Source organism: Janthinobacterium sp. NKUCC06_STL (genome assembly GCF_019345455.1).
Lineage (GTDB): Bacteria > Pseudomonadota > Gammaproteobacteria > Burkholderiales > Burkholderiaceae_D > Janthinobacterium > Janthinobacterium rivuli.
Map to the genome: position 1 here is coordinate 21957 of NZ_JAHKQY010000013.1, position 22369 is coordinate 44325.

Genomic DNA, 22369 nt, shown 5'->3' on the forward strand with positions numbered 1-22369 from the left:
ACATAATTCGCTGGGCAAGCGGCGGCTGAAGGTTTAAACTGTATATAAACACAGTAAAACCGATCACCTTGCATCTTGCCCTATTGCCATCCCCATGTTGAGAGTCCTGGAAAATCCCCTGTACTATCTGGATAATTTCCAGGATGTGCTGAACTGGATCGGCGCGCGTTACGCCGATCTGCTGAGTCCTGAAGAAAGGCAGTTCATCGCCGCCTTCGGCGCCCTGCCGCAACCATCGCGCGCCCTGTTCGTGCGCCTCGTCATGCGCAAGGGCTGCCTGTTTCGCGCCAGCAAGCTCAATTACCCGGAAATCGGCGACACGCGCGCCGCCGCCCTGCCCTTGCTGGCAACTAGCTGGGTGGAAGCCGATCCTGCCATTTCGCTCGATGAACTGTTCGACCTGCTGCTGAAAGCGGAAATCGCCCAGGCCTTCGACCTCGACGCGCCCCTGAAGGCGGCGCGCAAGGCGGAACAACTGGACGCCTTGCGCGAGCAGCATGGGGAAAATAAAGCGTTTTCCGCCTGGCATCCGGCTTCCACTGATTTGCTGTACCGCATCGGCCTGCAAGCGCTGTGCGACCGCCTGCGCCTGATTTACTTTGGCAATTATCATCAGGACTGGTCGGAATTCGTGCTGTCCGACCTCGGCGTGTACCAATACGAAAAAGTGGAATTCTCGCCGCAGTCGCGCGGTTTTCGCACGCGCCAGGATATCGAGCACTATGAAGTGCTGCACCAGTGCCGCGAACGCTACAACGACAGCGCGCCGGCCGACGAGGTGCTGCAGGAACTGGCTGCGCTGCCCTTGTCCGAGGACAACACCTGGCTGGCCAGCCGGCGCGACAAGCTGCGCTTCCAGATCGCCCAGCACCTGGAAAAATGCCAGGACTGGCCGGCAGCCTACCGCGCCTACGCCGATTGCCGCTATCCGGGCGCGCGTGGCCGCGCCATCCGCGTGCTGGAGAAAGATGAGCAGCCGCAAGCTGCCTACGAGCGCCTGATGATCGCCCTCGCGGCGCCGGAAAGCGAAGCGGAACAGCAATTGCTGCTGCGCATGGCCCCCCGTTTGCGGCGCAAGCTGGGCCATGCGAAGCAGGCGGCCAGCGCGGCGGCCGCCGTGGAACGCATCGACCTGCTGCTGCCCTGCCCGGAACAGGCGTGCTACGTGGAAGCGGTGGTGCAGCAACATCTGATGCAGGACGACGCCCCCGTGTATTACGTGGAAAACACCCTGATCAACTCGCTGTTCGGCCTGCTGTGCTGGCCCGCCATCTTCAAGGCCATGCCGGGCGCCTTCTTCCACCCGTTCCACCGTGGACCAGCCGACTTGCACAGCGCCGATTTTTACCAGCGCCGCAGCCTGGACTTTGCCGTCTGCCTGGCGCAACTGGACGATGGCAGCTACCACGCCGCCATCCGCGCCACGCTTGCCGCCAAGCACGGCATCGTCTCGCCCTTCGTCAGCTGGGACGTACTCGACGACGGCTTGCTGGACCTGGCCCTGGCCTGCATCCCGGCAGTCCACCTGAAGAAGGCGTTCGAGCGCATCTTGCTCGACATCAAAAGTAACCGCAGCGGCTTTCCCGACCTGATCCAGTTCTGGCCTGCCGAACGGCGCTACCGCATGATCGAAGTCAAGGGTCCGGGCGACCGCCTGCAAGACAACCAGCTGCGCTGGATCGCGTATTGCGCCGAGCACGCCATGCCCGTCAGCGTGTGCTACCTGCAATGGCAGGCGGCAGCATGAGCCGCAACACTTACACCATCGCCGTGCGCGCCCTGTGCGAATTCACGGCCAAGGTGGGCGACCTGGACTTGCGTTTCACGCCGTCCCCCACGGCGCAGGAAGGCATGGCCGGCCACGCCACCGTCACTAGCCGGCGCGATGATGATTACCAGCGTGAAATCAGTCTTTCCGGCGACTTCGGCCCCCTGCATGTGCGCGGCCGCGCCGATGGCTATGACCCGGCGCGGCGCCAGCTGGAAGAGATCAAGACCTACCGGGGCGAACTCGACGCGATGCCCGCCAACCACCGCCAGCTGCACTGGGCGCAGGCGCGCATCTACGGCCATTTGCTGTGCCAGCAGCTGAACTTGCCCATGCTGCGCGTGGCGCTCGTGTATTTCGATATCGTGAGCCAGAAGGAAACCGTCATGCACGAGGAATGCACGGCCGAGGCGCTGCATCTGTTCTTCGAGCAGCATTGCACGCTGTTTCTCGACTGGGCCGAGCAGGAAATGGCGCACCGGGCCAGCCGCGACACGCAACTTACCAGCATGGCCTTTCCCCATGCGGACTTCCGCCCGGGGCAGCGGCAATTGGCCGAAGCCATGTACAAGGCCAGCAGCCGTGGCTGCGGCTTGCTGGCGCAGGCGCCGACCGGCATCGGCAAGACGGTGGGCAGCCTGTTTCCCATGTTGAAAGCGACGGCCGCGCATGGCCTCGATAAACTGTTTTTTCTCGCCGCCAAGGTGCCGGGCCGGCAAATGGCGCTCGACGCCTGCGCCATCCTCAAGGACAGCGCCCCGCTGCTGCCGCTGCGCGTGCTGGAACTGAGCGCCAAGAGCAGCGCCTGCGAACATCCTGACAAGGCCTGTCACGGTGAATCGTGTCCGCTGGCCAAGGGTTTTTACGACCGCTTGCCACTGGCGCGCGAGGTGGCGCTGGCCAGCGGCTTGATCCTCGACAAGGAAGCCGTGCGCGCCATCGCCTTGCAGCAGGGTATTTGCCCGTATTACCTGGGCATGGAGTTGGCGCGCTGGAGCGACGTCGTCATCGGCGACTACAATTATTATTTCGACCTCAGCGCCATGCTGTACGGCATGACCCTGGCCCACGACTGGAAAGTCAATGTGCTGGTCGACGAAGCGCACAATATGGTGTCGCGCGCGCGCAGCATGTATACCGCCGAGCTGGCACAGATCGACCTGAAAATGCTGCGCAAGTTCGCGCCCGACGCCTTGAAAAAGCCGCTCGACCGCCTCTCGCGCCAGTGGACGGCATTATTAAAAGAGCAGGATGGCGACTACCACGTGCATCCCGCCTTGCCCGACAAATTCTTTGGCGCCCTGCAAGGGGTGGCGACGGCCATCGGCGACTACATGGCCGAACACGCGGCCGCGCTCGATGAAGATTTGCAGCGCTTTTATTTCGACGTGCTGCTGATCAACCGCCTGGCGGAAAGCTTCGGCGCGCATTCGCTGTTCGACGTCAGCAAAACGGAGACGGGTTCCACCGTCTGCATCCGCAACATCGTCCCCGCGCCGTTTCTCAAGGAACGCTTCGCGGCCAGCCACAGCACGGCCCTGTTTTCCGCCACCCTGAGCCCATGGAATTACTACAGCGACACCCTGGGCATGCCAGCCAACACGGCCTGGGTCGACGTGGAATCGCCGTTCCAGGCGGAACAATTGTCCGTGCGCGTGGCCGATACCATTTCCACACGCTACCAGCACCGCGCCGCCTCCTTGCTGCCCATCGCCCAGCTGATGGCGAAGCAATACGCTGAAACGCCGGGCAACTACCTGGCCTTCTTCAGCAGTTTTGACTACATGGAAAAGACGGCCACCCTGTTTGCCCAGCATTACCCTGACGTGCCCATCTGGCAGCAGCCGCGCCGCATGGACGATACTGCCCGCGCGCAATTCCTGGGCCGTTTCGGCCTGGACACGCGCGGCATCGGCTTTGCCGTTTTGGGCGGCGCGTTTGGCGAAGGCATCGACTTGCCCGGCGCGCGCTTGATCGGCGCCTTCATCGCCACCCTCGGTTTGCCGCAGATCAACCCCGTCAACGAGCAGATCCGCCAGCGCATGGGCGACATCTTCGGCGCCGGCTACGACTACACATATTTGTATCCGGGCATGCAAAAGGTGGTGCAGGCGGCCGGCCGTGTGATCCGCACGCAGTCGGACAAGGGCGTCGTCTACCTGATCGACGACCGTTTTTCACGGCCGGAAATCCGCCAGCTCTTGCCGACGTGGTGGGATGTGCAGCTAGCTACTGGGTAAAACAGCTTCAGGCGTTGCCAGCCCGCTTGCGCGACACGCCGGCTTTCCGCTTTCCTGGGGGCGTCGCAGGCGTAGCAAGTGCAATATCATGGGCATCGGCATCAACTTCCTGGCTGCGCAGAAAATTTTGCAGTTCGATACGCACGCCGTTTTGCGCAACGACCGACATCTCCAATGTCATGCCCAGCGATTGCAAAAACCGGCGCAAGGTCGAGACATAAGTATCGGTACGCTTTTCCAGTTGGGAAATGGCATGCTGTTGAATCCCCAGTTCCCTCGCAACTTCCGCCTGGGTCTTGCCTACTGCCTTGCGGAAATCCGTCAGCGTGGTGGCGTACGCTATCATTTCTTGCATCTTTTCTTGGGATAGAGCCGCAATTTTTGCCTGCCGCTCGGCCGGCAAACTGTGGATGACGTCGTTCACATTTCTTCCCATGACAAACTCCTGCTCCTGAAATCATCTACTGCCTTTGTCCTGCCTTGCCTTCGCCGCAGCCAGGTTGGTGAGATGTTGCTCATAGCGAGCATTTGCCTTGAATAACAAATCCCTGTAAAACTTGTCCTCATTGACACCTTGCTTGGCCGCCGCAACCAGAATGACCGCCTCACGCCTCGTATCGAAAGCAAAGACCGCGCGCCACACCTCTACCCCGTTATTGGCCTTGAAACGCAGCTCTTTCATGTTCGGGTGTTTGGGATTCTTCAACGTCCCAACGTGAGGACGCCCGGCAGCCGGGCCCAGCTTCGACAGCGCATCGGCACTCGCCAGCAATTCATCTTGAACATCTACCGGCAGAGCATCGAATTCCGCATCGAAGTCATCGTGAAACGTGACCGGCCATGTCCTCGGCGCATTCACTATCACCTCCAGATGATATCATGCGTAGATGATTATGCATCTACGCCAGCGAAAATGCTAACCCACCAATAATCTAAGCTTCTGATACCCCGCCTTGCTCACGGGTATCCTCGTATCATCGCGCAAGATGGCCACGTGGCTGTCTTTCGTCGCCGCCTCGATGCGGCGGATACCGTCGATATTGAGCAGGTACGACCGGTGCACGCGCAGGAACTTGGCGGGATCGAGCTGGGTCTCCAGTTCCGCCAGCGTCTGGCTTTTCAGGTAGGACTTGCCCTCGGAACGGATGCTGATGTAGTCATCTTGCGCCTCGATGTAGTCGATGCGCGCGCTGGCGATCACGTGGACCTTGGCGCCATCGCGTATCAGCACGCGGTCCAGCGGCGCGCTGCGCGTGGCCGCCTCGCGTGCCAGCGTCAGCACAGTCTCGGGCAAGCTGCGGTGGGCGCGCGCATGGGCCAGCGCCTGGTCGAAGCGCTGTTCGCTGAATGGTTTCAGCAGATAGTCGAGGGCATGGCATTCGAACGCCTTCAAGGCGTACTGGTCGTAGGCCGTGACAAAGATCAAACGCGTCTTGGCGCCGATCAGCTCCGCCACTTCAAAACCATCGAGGCGCGGCATCTGTATGTCGAGAAACACCAGTTCCGGTGCCAGGTCCGCGATGGCCTTGACGGCTTCGAAGCCGTTGGCGCACTCGGCCACGATATCGATATCGTCGTGGCGCGCCAGGTATTCGCGCAACACGCTGCGCGCCAGCAATTCGTCATCGACGATGGCCACCCGCATTCTTGCCTGCATCATGCTTCCTCCGTGTCGCCGGTCTGCGCCGGCATGGAAATCATCACTTCGAAATGGCCGTCGCGCCGGCCCCAGTGCACGCTGGCCTCATGGCCATACGCGCCGGCCAGGCGCTGGCGCACGTTCTCCAGGCCGACGCCATTGCCGCGCTCTGGCCCTTGATCCGCATCCACCGGATTGCGCACGGCGAGCTGCAGCAGGCTGCCTACGCGCCGCGCCTCGATGGCGATCAGGCCGCCCTCCGTCAAGCCGCAGATACCATGCTTGACGGCATTTTCCACCAGCGGCTGTATCAGCATGGGTGGCAGCAGACACGCCAGCGCGGCAGTGTCGAGGCTTTCCGCCACTTGCAGGCGTGCGCCGAAACGCACGTGCTCGATGGCGAGAAAGTGGCGGATCAACACCAGTTCCTGCTCCACGGTAATGTGCTTGTGCGCTTCCAGGCTCAGGCTCTGGCGAAAGAAACTGGCCAGTTGCACCGTCATCTGGCGCGCGCCCTTCGCATCGATAGACGTCAGGGCGCTGATGGAGTTCAGGCTGTTGAACAGGAAATGCGGATCGATCTGCGTGCGCAGCATGCGCAACTGCGCTTCCTGCGCCGTCAGTTGCGCTTCCAGCCCCCGCTGCTCGGCCATCCTGGCGCGCATGAATTCGAGCAACAAATAATGTACGGCGGCAGCCAGGCAATAGAGCAGCGCGCCCAGGCCGAAGAACAGGGCCAGCAGCGATTGCGTCAGGTTCACGCCCAGCCAGCGCAGCTCCAGCAACAGGCTGACGCTGTTCAAAAATTGCAGCAGGGTGGCCCACAGCAAGCCCGCGAACAGCGCCGCCACGCCCATCACGCCGGCGATGGCGAATGGATGGCGGGCGTGCAAGGGATAGGCGCGGCACAGGTAGTACGCGGAAAAACCCGAACCGATCGCATACACGAGCGTGGCGGGCACCACCAGCACGACGGCATTGAGCCAGGGCGCGTGCGCCACCCTGGCCAGGATGGAGGCCAAGGCCAGGCCCAGCGCGATGCAGACCAGGAACACCACCACGGCGCCACGCCGCTTCGACAAGGGCCCCGACATGCGCGCCTAGTTGCGGATTTCCAGGCCGCCCATGATGGCGTAGCCCGTCACGTACAGGCGCTTGGCCTGGTTCGGCGGCACGATGGTCTTTTCCTCGAAGCCGCCGAGGATGGGCGTGCCCTGCAGCACGACGCTCCAGTCGGGCGGAATCTTGATGGTGACGCCGCCGCACAGGGCAAATACGTTGAGCACGGCTTCGCCTTCAATCGACGCCTGGCGCAAGTCGATTTCGCAGCCAGCCATGATGACATTGATATCGCCGCCCTTGAAGCGCTGCGACGACATGCGCCGCACATAGCCGCCGAGGATGGCCGTCACTTCGATGATGCTGTCATCGTCCGATTGTCCGCTGGCGCCGGGCGCTGCTGTGGCAGCGGCGGCATCCTTGTCGAGCGACACGGCGCCATTCCTGGCCTGGCCGAACGAGTCAGGCGCTGCGGGGCCATCCTGCTGCGCCCCAAAGCGCCGGCGGCGCTGGCGCTGCTGCGCGCCGGGCAAGGATTTCGACACGACGGCCACGCCCAGGCCGATGATCAGCAAGGGCCACAGCAAGTCCCAGTTCATGTAGAAGATACCCATGTGCTTGAGGGTCCAGGCCACGCCCAGCAGCACCAGCATGCCGCCCAATAAATAACCGTTCGCGCTGCGGCTTTGCGACAGTTTCAGCAGGCCAAACACGATCAGCGCCGTGGGCCAGAAGCGGAAGGTATAACGCACATCGATGAAACCGAGGTTATCGAGCAGAAACAGCAGCCCCAGACCGATGACGATGACGCCCAGCACGATCTGCGATGGCGAGTGCAGCGGCGGTTTATTTTTCATGCTCGGACTCCCGGTAGGCAATAAAATGTTTGTTCAGCAGCGGTTCCAGCACCAAACCCACGCCCCAGGCGATCAGCAAGGCGGGCCAGCTATTGTAAAAATGCAAGTTCCACAGTTCTTCATACGATACATACCACCAGACGGCGAAAAAGATCAGCCACAGGCCGCTCAGTACCTGCTTGGCGGACACGGGCGTGAGCAGCTTGTTCAAGCCGAAGACGACCAGTATCACCGGCCAATAATGCCATAGTGAATAGTAATCGTGGAGATAGATCACATCGAGCCGGTCCAGCAGGACGATGGCGCCGATGGCGATCAGCAGCACGCCCCACAGCAGCTGGGTACGGCGGCAATAGGCTGGTTCAGGTTTCACGGTCACCCCTTGAAGTTGGTTGATCGTAAAGATACGCGGATTTCGGGGAGGAGAAAACAACGCTTCGGCGAATGGCGGAAAGACAGCGGTGAATGGCGCAACGCTGGAAATGACGGGCAAAAAACAGGCAAAAAAAAGACCGGCTAGGCCGGCCTTGAAGGGGTTCGCAGTCCACACCGCGACCTGGAGTTGCAGTGCACAGCCGCGTGGCGCAGGGCGCAAACGCGAACAGAAATCTGGTGCCGATCCTCGAGGCGACCGGCTGACCTGCTGGAAGATCGAACATGCCGCCAACCTCACGGCAGTGCGTCTCAACCAAGCAGAGACATCATACTCCCGATCGTCAGACAGCACCGTTCGCTAGCGCACACTGATGGAGTTTTGCTGAGCTGCATCAACCCGTGATGGCGTGCGGCGGTTTGAGCATGTCCTTCTCGATCCATGCCAGCACGGACGGTCCCTGCGGCTGCCAGCCCAGCAGCTTGCGTGCCCGCTCGCCGCGCACGCGGCTGTTGGAGCCAAGGCCATACGACGCCATCTCATAACCCCATTCGGCAATCGCCTCGGGCAGCGGCCAGTCCTGCGCGGGCCCCAGGTCCAGCGCGGCGGCGATGGCGGCCGTCATGTCGCGGAAAGCCGCTTCGCCCGATTCGACAAAGTAAAAGGTGCCGGCCGGCGACTTTTCCAGCGCCAGCAGATACAGGCTGACGACGTCGTCGATATGCACATTGGACCAGATGTTACGGCCCGGCCCCACGTGGCGCACGATGCCGCTCTTGCGCGCCTGTTTCAGCAGGCGTGGCAACTGCACGCTGTCGCGCGGCAAAGCGCCATGGCCGTAGATCAGGGTGTTGCACAGCACGCTGGCGCGCACGCCCTGGCTTGCGCTGGCCAGGACCAGGTCGTCGATGGCGACGCGGGCCGCCTTGTCGGCCGTGGGCGCCGGCAGCTTGTCTTCATAATAGATCTGTTCCGTACCCTCACCGCCCGAGGCGTCGCCCACGATGGACGAGCCGCTGGTGTGCAAAAACACTTTGTTGGTGCCGGCCAGCGCTTCAAGGATGGCTTCGACGGCGCCACGGTGGTCGCTGCTGGCCGCATTGATGACGGCATCGGCCGCCCTCGCCTGCTCGATGAGCAATGCGCGGTCGTTCAAATCGCCGTGTACGCCCAACACGCCGACCTTGGCCAGCTCGGCCACCTGCTCCGGCTTGCGCACGAGGCCCGTGACCTGATGGCCGGCGCGCACGAGGCCCGCCGCGATGGAACTACCGATAAATCCCGCTGCGCCCGTAACAAATACCTTCATGTCTTGCTCCTTTGTTGGTTCAGATTGCAATCAATCACACCAGCAAAGTATGCCCGCTTTCGTCTTTCGCAAAAAGCAGCCAGGCAGCAAAAGATCTATGACTTCGGCGCAACAATCTTCTGCTTGAGCTGCAGGGCGGCAATGTAGCGGCTTTGGTAAGCAGGGTCTTCCGGCGTCAGCAAGGTGAGCCTGTCGCGCGCGCGGGTGGCGGCCACATAAAAACGGTTTTCCTCTTCCAGCGGGTCGGTCTTGCTGCGCGGGAATTCATCGACCGCCAGGTAGGGCAAGATCACGTGGTTGTATTCGAGGCCCTTGATCTGGTCGATGCAGGCGATGACCAGCTTGGCCTTGCCGGTCGAGACTGTCACGGCTTCTTCCATCTCGCCCAGCCAGCCGGCAAAGCCGCCCAGCGCCACGCCCGCTTCGCGGCACACGGCAATAAAACCGTGCAGGGAACGGGCGACGACGCGCGCCTGGGCCGGGTCGACATAGATGCGGCGCGCCGTCTGTTCCAGCTGCATCAGGCCAAAGATGTGCTGCAGGGCGTCACCGGCCAGGGCGTCGGGGGGCAGCGCGCGCAGGTAATCGACGGCGGCCAGGGTCAGCGCCGCCTTGTCCTGGTTCTGCGACTTGGCCAGCTGGTTCGTCAAAAAGCCTTCCAGCAAGTCGGGATAGTTGGCCACGTCAGCCTTGGCTTGCTGCAATTCCGCGCGCGTAAAAGGGATTTCCGCGAAAGCCACCAGGGCTTCGAGGATTTCACCGCGGCGCGGGCCGCTCTTGATCGCGTGCAAATCCTTGCGGGCGATGGCAACCATGCCGCGCAACATCAGCACTTCCAGGCTCAGCAGATAGCTGTTCATGTCCACCAGCCCATACGCGATGCCGCTCTGGAACAGTGCCGTTTCCACGCGGATGGCCTGGTCGCGGTCACGCAGCAAGATCGCCGTCGTGCCCGCATGCGCATGTTCGAGCGCCGCGATCAGCTGGGCGCTGCACGCTTGCGGCTGCGTATGCTCGTATTGCAACACTTCGATGTGGGTGGCGCGCGACAGGGCCGACACGCTGGCCTTGTTTTTCAGCACGCCGACAGCCTGCGCCAGCTGCGGACCGTAGCGGTAGGATGCCGTCAGCGGCAGGCGCTGCAAGGCCGGGAACTCCTGCTCGAAGCGCTGGCGCAGGAAGCGGTGGTCGGCGCCCGACCACGTGTAGATGACTTGATCCTTGTCGCCGGCGCCGCAGAAAAACGCGTTGCCACGGCGTATCAGCATGGTCAGCAGGCGGAATGACGCTTCGTTCAAGTCGTGCAATTCATCGGCCACGATGATCTGGAAGGCCGGCAATTGCTGGCGCAGCGGCTCGTCGCCATCGAGCATGCGCACCAGGTCGTAGGTGGCGTCGAACGGCGCGCGGAACTGGATATCGCCCGTGTCGGCGCCGCGCAAGCCTTCGTATTCGCGCAGCCACAGATAATGCGTGCGCGACATGCCCAGCATTTCCAGGTTGTCGTCCAGGGAATTGCTTTCGAAGTCAGGATGTTGAAAATCCAGGCGCGCCTTGGTGCGCAACTGCAATTTCAAGAACTCGGCAATCGCCCCGTTGGTCGTGTTGATTTCCAGCGGATAACGGTGAGCATACTTTTCCGACACCACTTCCAGCGCTTCCCAGGCTACCGGGCGCAGCTCTTCATCGCTGCGCATGGATGCCACCTGCATGTTTTCCAGCTGCAGCAGCACCTTGCCGGCAAACGCGTCGAAGGTGTCGACCGTCAGGCGCTTGACGACGCCGAGCGGCACGCCCACTTCCAGCAAGCGCTGGCGCAGGGCCACGCGCGCCGCTTCCGTGAACACGAGGGCCAGCATGCGTTCGGGCGCCCGCCCGCGGTGCAGCGCCTCGGCCAGACGCAGGGCCAGGGTCGTCGTCTTGGCCGCGCCGGCATTGGCGTCGATCAAGACCACTTTCTTTTGCGCCGTCTGGATGGCGATCTGCTCCGGCGTGGGCGTGATGCGTTTGGGAATGAATTGCGGGGCGTTATCTGTACTCAAGGGTATCCTGAAATGATGTCTGTTTTCGGCGCGCTACCAGGCACAGGTGCGCAGGCCGGCAAAGATGTCGCCCCGTTCGGGCGCATGGAAGGCGCGCATGCGGGGCGAATGCAGGCGCGCCGGCGTGGCGAAGGCGGCGCCGCGCAGCACCTGGTGCTGCATGAAATACGGCGCGGAATATTCGCGCCAGGCATCCACCGCAAAGCCCGGATACGGTTCGAACGGCGTCGCCGTCCACTCCCACACCTGGCCCCAGTGAAAGCGCGGGTGGCCGGACAGCGCAGCATACTCCCATTCCGCCTCGGTCGCCAGGCGGCGCCCCGCCCAGGCGCAGTACGCCTGCGCTTCATACAGGTTGATGTGGCGCACGGCTTCGTTTGGCGGCAAGGTCGTGCGCTGGCCGAAACGCATGGTGCGCCACTGCGTTGCTTCACGCAGCCAGTACAGGGGCGACGAGCGCTCCTGCCGCATCAGCCAGGCGCTGCCGGCCGCGCTCCAGAACTGGCGGTTCTGGTAGCCGCCATCGGCGACAAAATCGGCAAACTGGGCGTTCGATACGGCGCAGGCATCGATGGAAAACGGCGCCACGTAACAGCTGTAGGGCGGCGATTCATTGTCGAAGGCAAAACCGGCCCCGCGCGGCGAGCCCAGTTCGATGCTGCCGCCAGGAAAAGCGATCTCGCCCGCGCCTGGCGGCAAGGCCGGGCTGGCAGCCAGCGATTCCGGTGCTTCCAGACCCAGCCATTGCAAGCCGGCCAGCATTTCTTCGCCGCACAAGTCCTCATGCGCCAAAGCCAGGCGGTACGGCGCCAGAGCATTGTCGACATTGGCTTCGCGCGAGAGTTTATCGAGCACCCGATCGAGTACTTCGCGGCAATACGTCTTCACGGCGCCCGGGCTGGGCAATTCCAGCTTCCAGCGCGCGCGGTGCTCGACCATGTTGGCGTCGAACAAGTCGTCGCCGCGCGTCAGCAGGGAGTTATAAATGGCGTCGGCCGGATGGCTGGTAGCGGCTTCGCGCAGGATGAACCACTCGGCAAACCAGGCGATCTGCGCCAGTTGCCACAAGGGCGGGACGAGGCGCGGATGGCGCGGCAAGCCGGCCACCACGTCCAGGCCGGCAGTGACGTAACAGTCGAACAGGGAAAGCGTATTCTGGCGCGCGGCTTGCAGCGACTGGGCCAGTTGCTGCGCGCCGGCATGGCGAAAAGAGGCGTTGATTAAAGTCATGGCCTGATTGTAACGACTTATGCCAAGCTTGCACCAGTCGCCAGGGAAACAAGGGGGAAACTATCCCCCTTGCGGCTTACTTGACCAGCAGCTCGCCCTGTAGCGGCGTGACAACGGATTTGGGCATGCTGACGATGAAACTGCTGCCCTTGTCGGCCACGGACTGGATGGCCAGGGTGCCGCCATGGCGCAGCAGAACGTGCTTGACGATGGCCAGGCCCAGGCCCGTGCCCTGGGTTTCGCGCGAACGGCTCTTGTCGACGCGGTAGAAACGCTCCGTCAGGCGCGAGATATGTTCCTGGCTGATGCCGATGCCCGTATCTTGCGCGATGAATTGCGGTCCGGCCGGGCCATCCTGCCAGCGCAAGGTGATGGTGCCGCCCGCTGGCGTGTAGCGCACGGCGTTCGACGCCAGGTTGCCAAACGCGCTATACAGCTCGTCGTAGCTGCCCAGCACGTCGGGACCGTTGCATTCCATGGTCACTTCATGCTTGCCGGCCGACAGCCCCTTGGCGTCGCGCAAGACTTGCTGCATGAGCTTTTTGACGTCCACGGGCTCGGGGCGCAGCGGGTAGTCGACCGATTCCAGGCGCGACAACGTCAGCATGTCCTCGATCAGATGCTGCATGCGGTGACCCTGCTCCGTCATCAGCTTGAGGTGGGAGGCGCGCGTGGTGGCGTCCAGGTCCAGTTCGGCGGAAGCGATTTCCAGGAAGCCGACGATGACGGTGAGCGGCGTGCGCAGTTCGTGCGAGGCGTTGGCGATGAAGTCGCGGCGCATCATTTCAATGCGTTCCGTCTCCGTCACATCGTGCGTGACGAGGATCTGGCGGCGGTTCTCAAATGGAATGATCTGCACGATCAGCTTGCGGTTGCGGAAAGTGATCGTCAGCGGCTGGTCGTAGCGGCCCAGGATGATGTAATCCATGAACTCGGGGCTGCGGATCAGGTTGGTCACGCGCATGCCCTTGTCGCGCTCGTGCGTGAGGCCCAGGTGTTTCTCGGCGGCCGGGTTGCACCATTCGAGGAACAGCACGTCGTCCATGATGACGACGCCGTCCGGCAACAGGTGCATGGCCTGGCGGAAACGCGCCAGCCATTCCGTCAGCTCGGCCTGGTTTTTCTCGTCGTCGCGGCGCATGCGGTACAGGCGCGCAAAAATGCTGGTCCAGGCGCCCCAGCCGTCGGGCAGCTTGGCGCTTTGCGGATTGTCCAGCCAGTTACTCAGCTGGAACAGATACGACAGCTGCACGAACACCATCATGGCCATCAGCACGAAGGCGATGCCCAGCGCATACGTGGCGCCAAACAGATACCAGACGACGGCCACGCCCAGCAGCGCCAGCACCATGCGCAAGGCGGCCGGTACCCAGAACAGCAATTTCGGATTCATAGAGTCAAGCTTTACTTTTCAGACAACATGTAGCCGACGCTGCGCACCGTCTTGATCAGGCTTTCCGCCTCTTTCAAGGCTTTGCGCAAGCGCAATACGTGGACATCGACCGTGCGTTCCTCGATCACCACATGGTCGCCCCACACCTTGTCGAGCAGCTGGCTGCGCGAAAACACGCGTTCCGGATGGGCCAGCAAGAATTTCAGCAGCTTGTATTCGGCGTGGCCGATATCGATCTTCTGTTCATCCATCATCACGGTGCAGCTGACGGGATCCAGGGCCACGTTGCCGGCGCGCATGGGCGCCTGCGCGTGTTCCGGACTCTTGCGTCGCAAGAGAGCTTTGGCGCGGGCCAGCAGCTCGCGCGGCGAGAACGGCTTGGTGACGTAATCGTCGGCCCCGCTGTTCAGGCCGGCCAGCTTGTCTTCTTCCATGCTCTTGGCGGTGAGCATGATGACGGGGATGGCGGCGAAATTGCGGTCGGCGCGGATGCGCGACAGCAGGCGCAAGCCCGTCTGGTCCGGCAGCATCCAGTCCAGCAGGATCAGATGCGGCGTGCGGTGCTGGATGAATTCCCAGGCATCGGCGACGTTTTGTACGGAACAGCAATTCCAGCCGGATTCGCGCAGCGAATAGGTGACCAGTTCAACGATGGCCGGCTCATCTTCAACAATCAATACCGTGGTTTTATCAGATGCCATAAAGCTTACTCAGGGAGCTCCTCGGAAATGGCGGGAGCAGCCACCTTGGTGTGGCGGATGTCCTTGCCTTCAACCACGTAAATCACGTATTCGGCGATGTTTTTCGCATGGTCGCCGATCCGTTCGATGGCCTTGGCCACCCACAGGGTATCGAGCGCCGCCGAAATCGTGCGCGGGTCTTCCATCATAAAGGTGATCAAGTTGCGCATGATAGACCGAAACTCATGGTCGATGATGGCATCTTGTGCAATTAATTGTAAGGCCTGCTTGCCATCGTTGCGCGCGAACGCGTCCAGCGCGTCGTGCAGCATGTCGGTGGCCGTGTTGGCAATGCCGCGCACCATCTCGTAATGGTTGACGACGCCGTTGCCGCGCTTGTGCAGATTCTTCGCCACGCGGGCGATTTTCGTCGCCTCGTCGCCTACGCGTTCGAGGTCGGTAATCACCTTGATGGTGGCCATGATGGTGCGCAAGTCGTTGGCGGCCGGTTGGCGGCGCACGATCAGATGGCTGCAGGCGTCGTCCAGCGATACTTCGAGCTGGTTGACGACGTCGTCTTCGCGCATCACGCGGTCGGCGCGTTCCGGGTTGCCGATGCGGAAGCACGTCATCGCGTCGAGGAACTGGGTTTCAACGATGCCGCCCATCAGGAGCACTTTCGAGCGGATCGCTTCGAGTTCGTTGTCGTATTGCTTGGATGAATGTTCGCCTATCATGCCGTCTCTCCGTATTCAGTTGTCTTGTATGTATAGCTATGCGGGATGGATCAGCCGAAGCGGCCCGTGATGTAATCCTGCGTTTCCTTGCGGGCCGGATTCATGAAGATCTGGTCCGTTTCGCCGAATTCCACCAGCTCGCCCAAATACATATAGGCCGTGTAGTCGGAGCAGCGCGCCGCCTGTTGCATATTGTGCGTCACGATGGCGATCGTGTAATCCTGTTTCAGTTCGCTGATCAGTTCTTCCACTTTCGAAGTCGAGATCGGGTCCAGCGCCGAGGTCGGCTCGTCGAGCAGCAAGACGTCCGGTTTGACGGCCACGCCGCGCGCGATGCACAAACGCTGCTGCTGGCCGCCCGACAGCGACAGGCCGCTCTTCGACAGTTTATCTTTGACCTCGCCCCACAGCGCCGCCTTTTTCAGGGCCCACTCGACGCGCTCGTCCATTTCGCCCTTCGACAGGTCTTCATACAGGCGCACGCCGAAGGCGATGTTGTCGTACACGGACATGGGGAACGGCGTCGGCTTCTGGAACACCATGCCAACCTTGGCGCGCAGCATGTTGACGTCCTGGTCCGCGTCAAGCACGTTGCGGCCGCGGTACAGGATCGAGCCTTCCGCGCGCTGGCCCGGATACAGGTCGTACATGCGGTTCAGGGTGCGCAACAGGGTCGACTTGCCGCAACCGGACGGGCCGATGAAGGCCGTGACCTTTTTCTCGTGGATATCGAGGTTGACGTTATGCAAGCTTTGCGTTTTGCCGTAAAAAAAGTTCAGGCCCGAAATCTCGATGGTTTTTTTCTTTGGTGCCAGGTCTTGTGCTGGATTCATTTGCGTATTCATATGGGTTCGCTTCGCTCGGTATCTGTTTAATTAGGGACTTTTTGGCTGAACACGGTGCGCGACAGGATATTCAAGGCCAGCACGCTGAAGGTGATCAGCAGTGCGCCGCCCCAGGCCAGCGAGCGCCAGTTGTCGTACGGGCTCATCGCAAACGATGCGATGACGGACGGCAAGTTGGCCATCGGCGCATTCATGTTAAAGCTCTGGAACTGGTTATTCAGGGCCGTGAACAGCAGCGGCGCCGTTTCGCCGGCGATGCGGGCCAATGCCAGCAGAACACCGGTGATGACGCCCGCCTTGACGGCGCGCAAGCGTACCAGGGTGGCGACTTTCCAGCGCGGCGCGCCGAGAGCAAACGCGGCTTCCAGCAGGCTGTTCGGTACCAGACGCAGCATATTGTCCGTCGTGCGCACCACTACCGGCACGGCGATCAGGGACAGCGCGATGGCGCCGGCATAACCGGAAAAGTGTTTGACGTGCGCCACGTACAGCGCATACACGAACAGGCCGATGACGATCGATGGCGCCGACAGCATGATGTCCGTCACAAAACGCGTCACTTGCGCCAGCTTGTTTTCTTCGCCGTATTCGGCCAGGTAGATGCCGGCCAGGATGCCGATCGGGGTGCTGACGACAGTCGCCAGGCCCACCATCAGGGCGCTGCCGACGATGGCATTGATCAAGCCGCCGCCTTCGCTGCCGGGAGCCGGCGTCGTTTGCGTGAACAGGTCGACGGACAGGGCGCCGAAGCCCTTGATCACCAGGGTGAACAGGATCCACACGAGCACGGCCAGGCCCAGGGCCATGGCGGCCACCGACAGGGCGATGCCGATGCGGTGCATCAGCAGGCGCTTGCGGTAGACGGGATTCATGGCCGGCTTGGCCGGAGCGTCGAGAGTGCTTACTTGGCTCATTTCGTGCCTTCCTTGCGGGACATGCCTGCCAGCATCAGCTTGGCGGCGGATAAGACGATAAAGGTGATGACAAACAGGATTAGGGCCAGCGAGAACAGCGAGGCCACGTGCAGTTCGGATTGCGCTTCGCCAAATTCATTCGCCAGCAGGGAGGTGATGCTGTTACCGGCGGCGAACAGCGACCACGACAGTTTATTCGCGTTACCGATGACGAAGGTCACGGCCATGGTCTCGCCCAGCGCGCGGCCCAGGCCCAGCATGACGCCGCCGACGACGCCGGTCTTGGTGTATGGCAAGACGATCTTGCGCACGACTTCCCAGCGCGTGCAGCCCAGGCCGTAGGCCGATTCTTTCAGCACGGCAGGAACGATCTCGAACACGTCGCGCATCACGGAAGCGATGAAAGGGATGATCATGATGGCCAGCACCAGGCCGGCCGTCAGCAGGCCGATGCCCATCATGGGGCCGCTGAACAGCTGGCCGATGACCGGTACGTTGCCCAGGGTGGCTTTCAGCAGGGGCTGGACGTGGTCGGCAAACAGGGGCGCAAACACGAACAGGCCCCAGATGCCGTAGATGATCGATGGCACGCCGGCCAGCAGCTCGACAGCCGTGCCCAGCGGGCGGCGCAGCCAGGCCGGGCAGATTTCCGTGAGGAACAGGGCGATGCCGAAGCTGACGGGAAAGGCGATCAGCAGGGCGATAACGGAGGTCACCAGGGTGCCGATGATGGGGATCAGGGCGCCGTACTGGTCATTGACGGGGTCCCATTCCGCGGACACGATGAAATGCAGGCCGAAGGTCTTGAAGGCCGGTATCGATTCCATGATCAGCGAAATGATGATACCGACCAGGACGATCAGCACCGACAGGGCGAACAGCATCGTCACCTTGTGGAACATGAAATCCTGGAAGCGCTGCTTGCGCATGGTGGAAAGCATTTGCGCGTGACTGATGGAATCGGTCATGGTGCCGCCTGGCATGGGGATCGTGGAGGAGGTAGATTGTGCGCTCATAGTGTGCCATATGGGTGGTACTGCAGGTACTGCTATTTTTATCGTGCTCTTTTAGCCAGGAACGCCTGCAAGGGCTTGCGGGCGGTCCTGGCTAACTCCCTGCCCCGCCGTGTTGCTGGCGGGGACAAGGACATTCTTGCTTGAATAAATCGTAGCGAGCGGCAACTAGTTGTGGCTGAGAAGCGGAGCTGTGCTTTAGCACAGTGAGCATCGCAGGCCGCAAATAGCGCCGCGCAGTAGGTTTATTAGTAGATCGACTTGCCCGATGCATCTTTCAGGTTAGCTTTCCACGATTCCTGCACCAGTTTGATGACCGATGCCGGCATCGGCACGTAGTCCAGTTCAACGGCAGCGGCGCCGCCGTTCTTGTAGGCCCAGTCGAAGAATTTCAGGACTTCTTTGGCCTTGGCTGCGTCAGCCTGAACTTTGTGCATCAGGATGAACGACACGCCGGTGATAGGCCAGCTGTTCTTGCCAGCCTGGTCGGTCAGGACCACGCCGAAGCCTGGGGTTTGCGTCCAAGGTGCCGAAGCGGCTGCTGCCTTGAAGTTTTCGTCGTCAGGCTGCAGGAAGTTGCCGTCCTTGTTTTGCAGCTGGGTGTGCGACATCTTGTTTTTCTTGGCGTAAGCCCACTCGACGTAGCCGATCGAACCCTTGATACGCTGTACGTTGGCGGCGACGCCTTCGTTACCCTTGCCGCCCACGCCCACGGCCCATTTCACAGCCGAGCCAGCGCCGATTTTCGATTTGAATTCCGGGTTGGTTTTCGACAGGAAGTCGGTGAACAGGAAGGACGTGCCCGAACCGTCGGCGCGGTGCACCACGGTGATTTCCGTGTCCGGCAGCTTGACGCCACTGTTCAGCGCGGCGATTTCAGGCGCGCTCCACTTGGTGATCTTGCCCAGGTAGATGTCGCCAACGACTTTACCCGTCATTTTCAGCTGGCCTGGGGTTACGCCGTCCAGGTTGACGATGGTGACCACGCCGCCCATGATGGCCGGGAACTGCATCAGGCCCGCTTCTTCCAGCTCTTCCGCCTTCAAAGGCATGTCCGAAGCGCCGAATTCAACAGTCTTGGCCTTGATTTGCTTGATGCCAGCGCCGGAACCGACGGACTGGTAGTTCAGGCCGTTGCCCGTATTGGCTTTGTACGTCTCGGCCCATTTGGCGTAGATCGGGTACGGGAAGGTTGCGCCAGCACCTGTCATATCTGCCGCCATGACGGAAGCGGAAGAAAATGCCATCGCTGCCGAAGCACCCACGACGATAAATTTGAACATTTGCTTCATTTGCATATCAAGTCCTCAGGGTTGTTAGGGCTCAAAGTCCCGGTTGAATGCTGCGCAGTCTAGCAAGCGAATATGACAGCTTTATGACATGGGTAAAAAATCCTGAAATAATTGCCTACGCCCCGAGGATGGCCATTTTCGGCATGAAAAATGACAGGACGGGCGACGCTTTATGACAGCTTATGTCACGCTTACGTCATATTTCATGATTACACTCACAACGCGTCATACATGATGAAATACGGCTAGAATTAACTATCTGCAAAGACAAAAGAATATGAAACCTGAACTGCACACGGAAGTGACCAAATCGGGCATCCTGCTTGACCGCGAGCTGTCGCAACTGACTTTCAACCGGCGCGTGATGGCCCAGGCGGAAGACCCGAACATTCCGCTGCTCGAGCGCCTGCGCTACCTGTGCATCGTCAGCAGTAACATGGATGAGTTTTTCGAGGTGCGCGTGGCCAGCCTGCTGGCGGCCGGCAGCATCGGCGGTACGCTGGCGGGCCACCCTGCCCTGGCGGCCAACCTGGAGCGCATCGGCAAGGAGTGCCATGCGCTGGTGGAACGCCAGTACGAGATATTAAATAGCGACGTCTTGCCGGCCCTGCGCGAAGCAGGCGTGCATTTGCTGCGCGACAGCGACCGCAACGAAGCGCAGCGCGCGTGGGTCAAGCAATACTTCGACCGCGAAGTGCGGCCCCTGCTGACGCCGATCGGCCTCGACCCGGCCCACCCGTTCCCGCAAGTGGTGAATAAAAGCCTCAATTTCATCGTTTCGCTGAGCGGCAAGGATGCGTTCGGCCGCGGCACGGCGATCGCCATCGTCAAGGCGCCCCGCGTCTTGCCGCGCGTCATCAAGCTGCCGGACGAGATTTCCGGCGATGGCGTGTCCTTCTGTTTATTGTCGTCCGTTATCCATGCGCACATTTCCGACCTGTTCGCCGGGCGCGAGGTGATTGCCTATTCGCAGTTCCGCGTCACGCGCGACAGCGACCTGTGGGTCGACGAGGACGAAGTCAAGAATTTGCGCCAGGCATTAAAAGGCGAACTGGTCGGGCGCCAGTTCGGCACCTCGGTGCGCCTGGAAGTGGCACGCAATTGCCCGCCAGAATTGTCGCAATTCCTGCTCGACCAGTTCAGTCTGGATCAAAGCCGGCTGTACCGCGTCAACGGCCCCGTGAACCTGGTGCGCCTGTCGGAAATGATCGACCACGTCAAGCAGCCGGAGCTGCGCTTCCCGCCCTTCTTCCCCGGCCTCGCGCATAAAGCCATCGGCAACGACATCTTTGCCGCGCTGACCAGGCACGACATCCTGCTGCACCACCCGTATCAATCGTTCCAGACGGTGATCGACTTCATCCGCAGCGCCGCCTATGATCCGTCCGTCGTCGCCATCAAGCAGACGATCTACCGCACGGGCATGAATTCGGACTTGATGGAATCCTTGATCACGGCGGCGAAGATGGGCAAGGAAGTGACCGTCATCGTGGAATTGATGGCGCGTTTCGACGAAGAAGCCAATATCAACTGGGCCGACAAACTCGAGCAAGCCGGCGCACAGGTCGTGTACGGCGTGGTGGGATTGAAAACCCATGCCAAGGTGGCGCTCGTCATCCGCCGCGAGGAAGGCAGCTTGCGCTTCTATGCCCACTTGGGCACCGGCAACTACCACCCCACGACCACCAAGCTGTACACGGATTTTGGCTTGCTGACGGCGAACCAGGACCTGGCCGTGGAAGTCAATGAGGTCTTCATCCACCTGACCAGCCTGACCAAGCCGCACAACCTGAACCATTTGTGGCTGGCGCCGTTCGGCCTGCAAAGCGAGATCATCAAGGCCATCCGCAACGAGGCGAAGATCGCCCGCTCGGGCCGGCGCGGGCGCATTATCGTGAAAGTCAACGCGCTGGTCGACGAATCCGTGATCCGCGCCCTGTATGCGGCCTCGACCGATGGCGTGAAGATCGACCTGATCGTGCGCGGCGCCTGCACCCTGAAGCCGGGCGTGCCGGGCCTGTCGGAAAATATCAAGGTGCGCTCCGTGATCGGCCGTTTCCTCGAACACAGCCGCATCTACTACTTCCGCAACGACCTGGCGCACGATGTCTACCTGGCCAGCGCCGACTGGATGAGCCGCAACCTGTTCCGCCGCGTGGAAGTGGCTTTCCCGGTACTTGACCGGGCGCTGAAACGGCGCGTGATCGCCGAGGGCCTGAATCCGTATTTGAAGGATAATACCAATGCATGGGAACTGGAGCCGACGGGCCATTACGCGCGCCGCAAGCCGCGCGGCAAGCAAACGCCGTTCAGCGCCCAGCAATATTTGATGCATACACTGGGCACGCCGGGCGCGGAGGTCGGCGAATAGGCAATTCTACACAGAGGAGTACAGCATGGATCTCATCTTGTGGCGACACGCAGAAGCCGAGCCGGGCGTTCCCGACCTCGAACGCGCCCTGACCGTCAAAGGCCAGAAACAGGCGCGCCGCATGGGCGAATGGCTGGCCTCGCAACTACCGGAAAATTGCCGTATCCTCGTCAGCCCCGCCCTGCGCACCCTGCAAACGGCGGAAGCGCTGGGGCGCAAGTTCAAGCTGATGCCGGAACTGGCGCCCGGCGCCGAGGCGGAAGACATCCTCAAGGCGGCCAACTGGCCCGGCGGCAAGGAAACCGTGCTCATCGTCGGCCACCAGCCCACGCTGGGCCAGGCGGCCGCCCTGCTATTGACGGGCGAGGAGCAGGAATGGGAAATGCGCAAGGCCAGCGCGTGGTGGTTTTCCCAACGTGAGCCGGGCGACCCGATCAGCGTTTATCTCAAGGCGGTGATGGCACATGACCTTGTAGTGAAATAGGGCTGCTCAAGCAGGGAAATGCGCAAGGCCAGCGCAAGAATGGACCGGTTCTCCCAACGTGAGCCGGGCGACCCGATCAGCGTCTACTTAAAAGCCGTGATGGCGCATGACCTTGTGGTGAAA

General features: G+C 61.5%; 20 protein-coding genes. 4 read left to right on the plus strand and 16 right to left on the minus strand.

Annotation, left to right across the window (positions count from 1 at the left end; all coding sequences use genetic code 11):
• Window positions 1-94: 94 nt before the first annotated feature.
• Both KO539_RS27115 and KO539_RS27120 read left to right on the plus strand, forming a co-directional pair.
• The gene (locus tag KO539_RS27115; protein ID WP_219313212.1) at window positions 95-1747 is read left to right on the plus strand and encodes a VRR-NUC domain-containing protein; all 1653 of its coding nucleotides are present in this window, start codon (window positions 95-97) and stop codon (window positions 1745-1747) included.
• Entirely contained in the window at window positions 1744-4008 is a 2265-nt protein-coding gene (locus KO539_RS27120; RefSeq protein WP_219313214.1) for an ATP-dependent DNA helicase, read from the plus strand. Before KO539_RS27115 ends, KO539_RS27120 begins: the two co-directional genes overlap by 4 nt.
• Before the next feature lie 7 nt (window positions 4009-4015).
• On the opposite strand, the gene KO539_RS27125 is transcribed toward KO539_RS27120, so the two are convergent.
• From KO539_RS27125 to pstS, 16 genes are all read right to left on the minus strand, one after another.
• Window positions 4016-4432, minus strand: coding sequence for an XRE family transcriptional regulator (locus KO539_RS27125; protein WP_219313216.1), 417 nt, complete (start codon window positions 4430-4432; stop codon window positions 4016-4018).
• A gap of 33 nt (window positions 4433-4465) precedes the next feature.
• The gene (locus KO539_RS27130; RefSeq protein WP_176389755.1) at window positions 4466-4867 is read right to left on the minus strand and encodes a type II toxin-antitoxin system RelE/ParE family toxin; all 402 of its coding nucleotides are present in this window, start codon (window positions 4865-4867) and stop codon (window positions 4466-4468) included.
• 57 nt (window positions 4868-4924) lie between these two features.
• Window positions 4925-5653: a LytTR family DNA-binding domain-containing protein gene (locus KO539_RS27135; protein WP_219313374.1), complete on the minus strand. Its 729-nt coding sequence runs from the start codon at window positions 5651-5653 to the stop codon at window positions 4925-4927.
• 11 nt (window positions 5654-5664) lie between these two features.
• Window positions 5665-6741 (minus strand): sensor histidine kinase, encoded by a 1077-nt coding sequence (locus tag KO539_RS27140; protein WP_219313218.1) that lies wholly within the window; start codon window positions 6739-6741, stop codon window positions 5665-5667.
• A 6-nt stretch (window positions 6742-6747) separates the two neighbouring features.
• Entirely contained in the window at window positions 6748-7563 is an 816-nt protein-coding gene (locus KO539_RS27145; protein ID WP_219313220.1) for a LiaI-LiaF-like domain-containing protein, read from the minus strand.
• Window positions 7553-7936, minus strand: a complete 384-nt coding sequence (locus KO539_RS27150; RefSeq protein WP_225240719.1) for a LiaI-LiaF-like domain-containing protein — start codon at window positions 7934-7936, stop codon at window positions 7553-7555. The genes KO539_RS27145 and KO539_RS27150 overlap by 11 nt, the downstream gene beginning before the upstream one ends.
• 394 nt (window positions 7937-8330) lie before the next feature.
• Window positions 8331-9245 carry an NAD-dependent epimerase/dehydratase family protein gene (locus KO539_RS27155; protein WP_219313222.1) on the minus strand — a complete coding sequence of 305 codons (915 nt, stop codon included), beginning with the start codon at window positions 9243-9245 and terminating at the stop codon, window positions 8331-8333.
• Between the two features lie 95 nt (window positions 9246-9340).
• Entirely contained in the window at window positions 9341-11287 is a 1947-nt protein-coding gene (locus KO539_RS27160) for a UvrD-helicase domain-containing protein (RefSeq protein WP_219313224.1), read from the minus strand.
• Between the two features lie 33 nt (window positions 11288-11320).
• Window positions 11321-12517 (minus strand): selenoneine synthase SenA, encoded by a 1197-nt coding sequence (gene senA / locus KO539_RS27165; protein ID WP_257626506.1) that lies wholly within the window; start codon window positions 12515-12517, stop codon window positions 11321-11323.
• 76 nt (window positions 12518-12593) lie between these two features.
• Window positions 12594-13910 (minus strand): phosphate regulon sensor histidine kinase PhoR, encoded by a 1317-nt coding sequence (phoR, locus tag KO539_RS27170; RefSeq protein ID WP_099402745.1) that lies wholly within the window; start codon window positions 13908-13910, stop codon window positions 12594-12596.
• An 11-nt stretch (window positions 13911-13921) separates the two neighbouring features.
• Complete coding sequence (locus tag KO539_RS27175) at window positions 13922-14611, minus strand: response regulator (protein ID WP_034755074.1); 690 nt, start codon at window positions 14609-14611, stop codon at window positions 13922-13924.
• A gap of 5 nt (window positions 14612-14616) precedes the next feature.
• The gene (gene phoU / locus KO539_RS27180; RefSeq protein WP_034778131.1) at window positions 14617-15327 is read right to left on the minus strand and encodes a phosphate signaling complex protein PhoU; all 711 of its coding nucleotides are present in this window, start codon (window positions 15325-15327) and stop codon (window positions 14617-14619) included.
• A gap of 50 nt (window positions 15328-15377) precedes the next feature.
• Window positions 15378-16160 carry a phosphate ABC transporter ATP-binding protein PstB gene (pstB, locus tag KO539_RS27185; protein WP_010396817.1) on the minus strand — a complete coding sequence of 261 codons (783 nt, stop codon included), beginning with the start codon at window positions 16158-16160 and terminating at the stop codon, window positions 15378-15380.
• A gap of 38 nt (window positions 16161-16198) precedes the next feature.
• Window positions 16199-17086, minus strand: a complete 888-nt coding sequence (pstA, locus tag KO539_RS27190; protein WP_099402744.1) for a phosphate ABC transporter permease PstA — start codon at window positions 17084-17086, stop codon at window positions 16199-16201.
• Window positions 17083-18054, minus strand: a complete 972-nt coding sequence (gene pstC, locus KO539_RS27195) for a phosphate ABC transporter permease subunit PstC (protein ID WP_233516317.1) — start codon at window positions 18052-18054, stop codon at window positions 17083-17085. Before pstC ends, pstA begins: the two co-directional genes overlap by 4 nt.
• A 293-nt stretch (window positions 18055-18347) precedes the next feature.
• Window positions 18348-19397 carry a phosphate ABC transporter substrate-binding protein PstS gene (gene pstS, locus KO539_RS27200; RefSeq protein ID WP_099380133.1) on the minus strand — a complete coding sequence of 350 codons (1050 nt, stop codon included), beginning with the start codon at window positions 19395-19397 and terminating at the stop codon, window positions 18348-18350.
• Window positions 19398-19668: 271 nt separating this feature from the next.
• Between pstS and ppk1 the strand changes: the two genes are divergently transcribed.
• Entirely contained in the window at window positions 19669-21762 is a 2094-nt protein-coding gene (gene ppk1, locus KO539_RS27205) for a polyphosphate kinase 1 (RefSeq protein WP_219313226.1), read from the plus strand.
• Window positions 21763-21787: 25 nt separating this feature from the next.
• Window positions 21788-22246, plus strand: a complete 459-nt coding sequence (gene sixA, locus KO539_RS27210) for a phosphohistidine phosphatase SixA (RefSeq protein WP_035817346.1) — start codon at window positions 21788-21790, stop codon at window positions 22244-22246.
• Window positions 22247-22369: the final 123 nt, after the last annotated feature.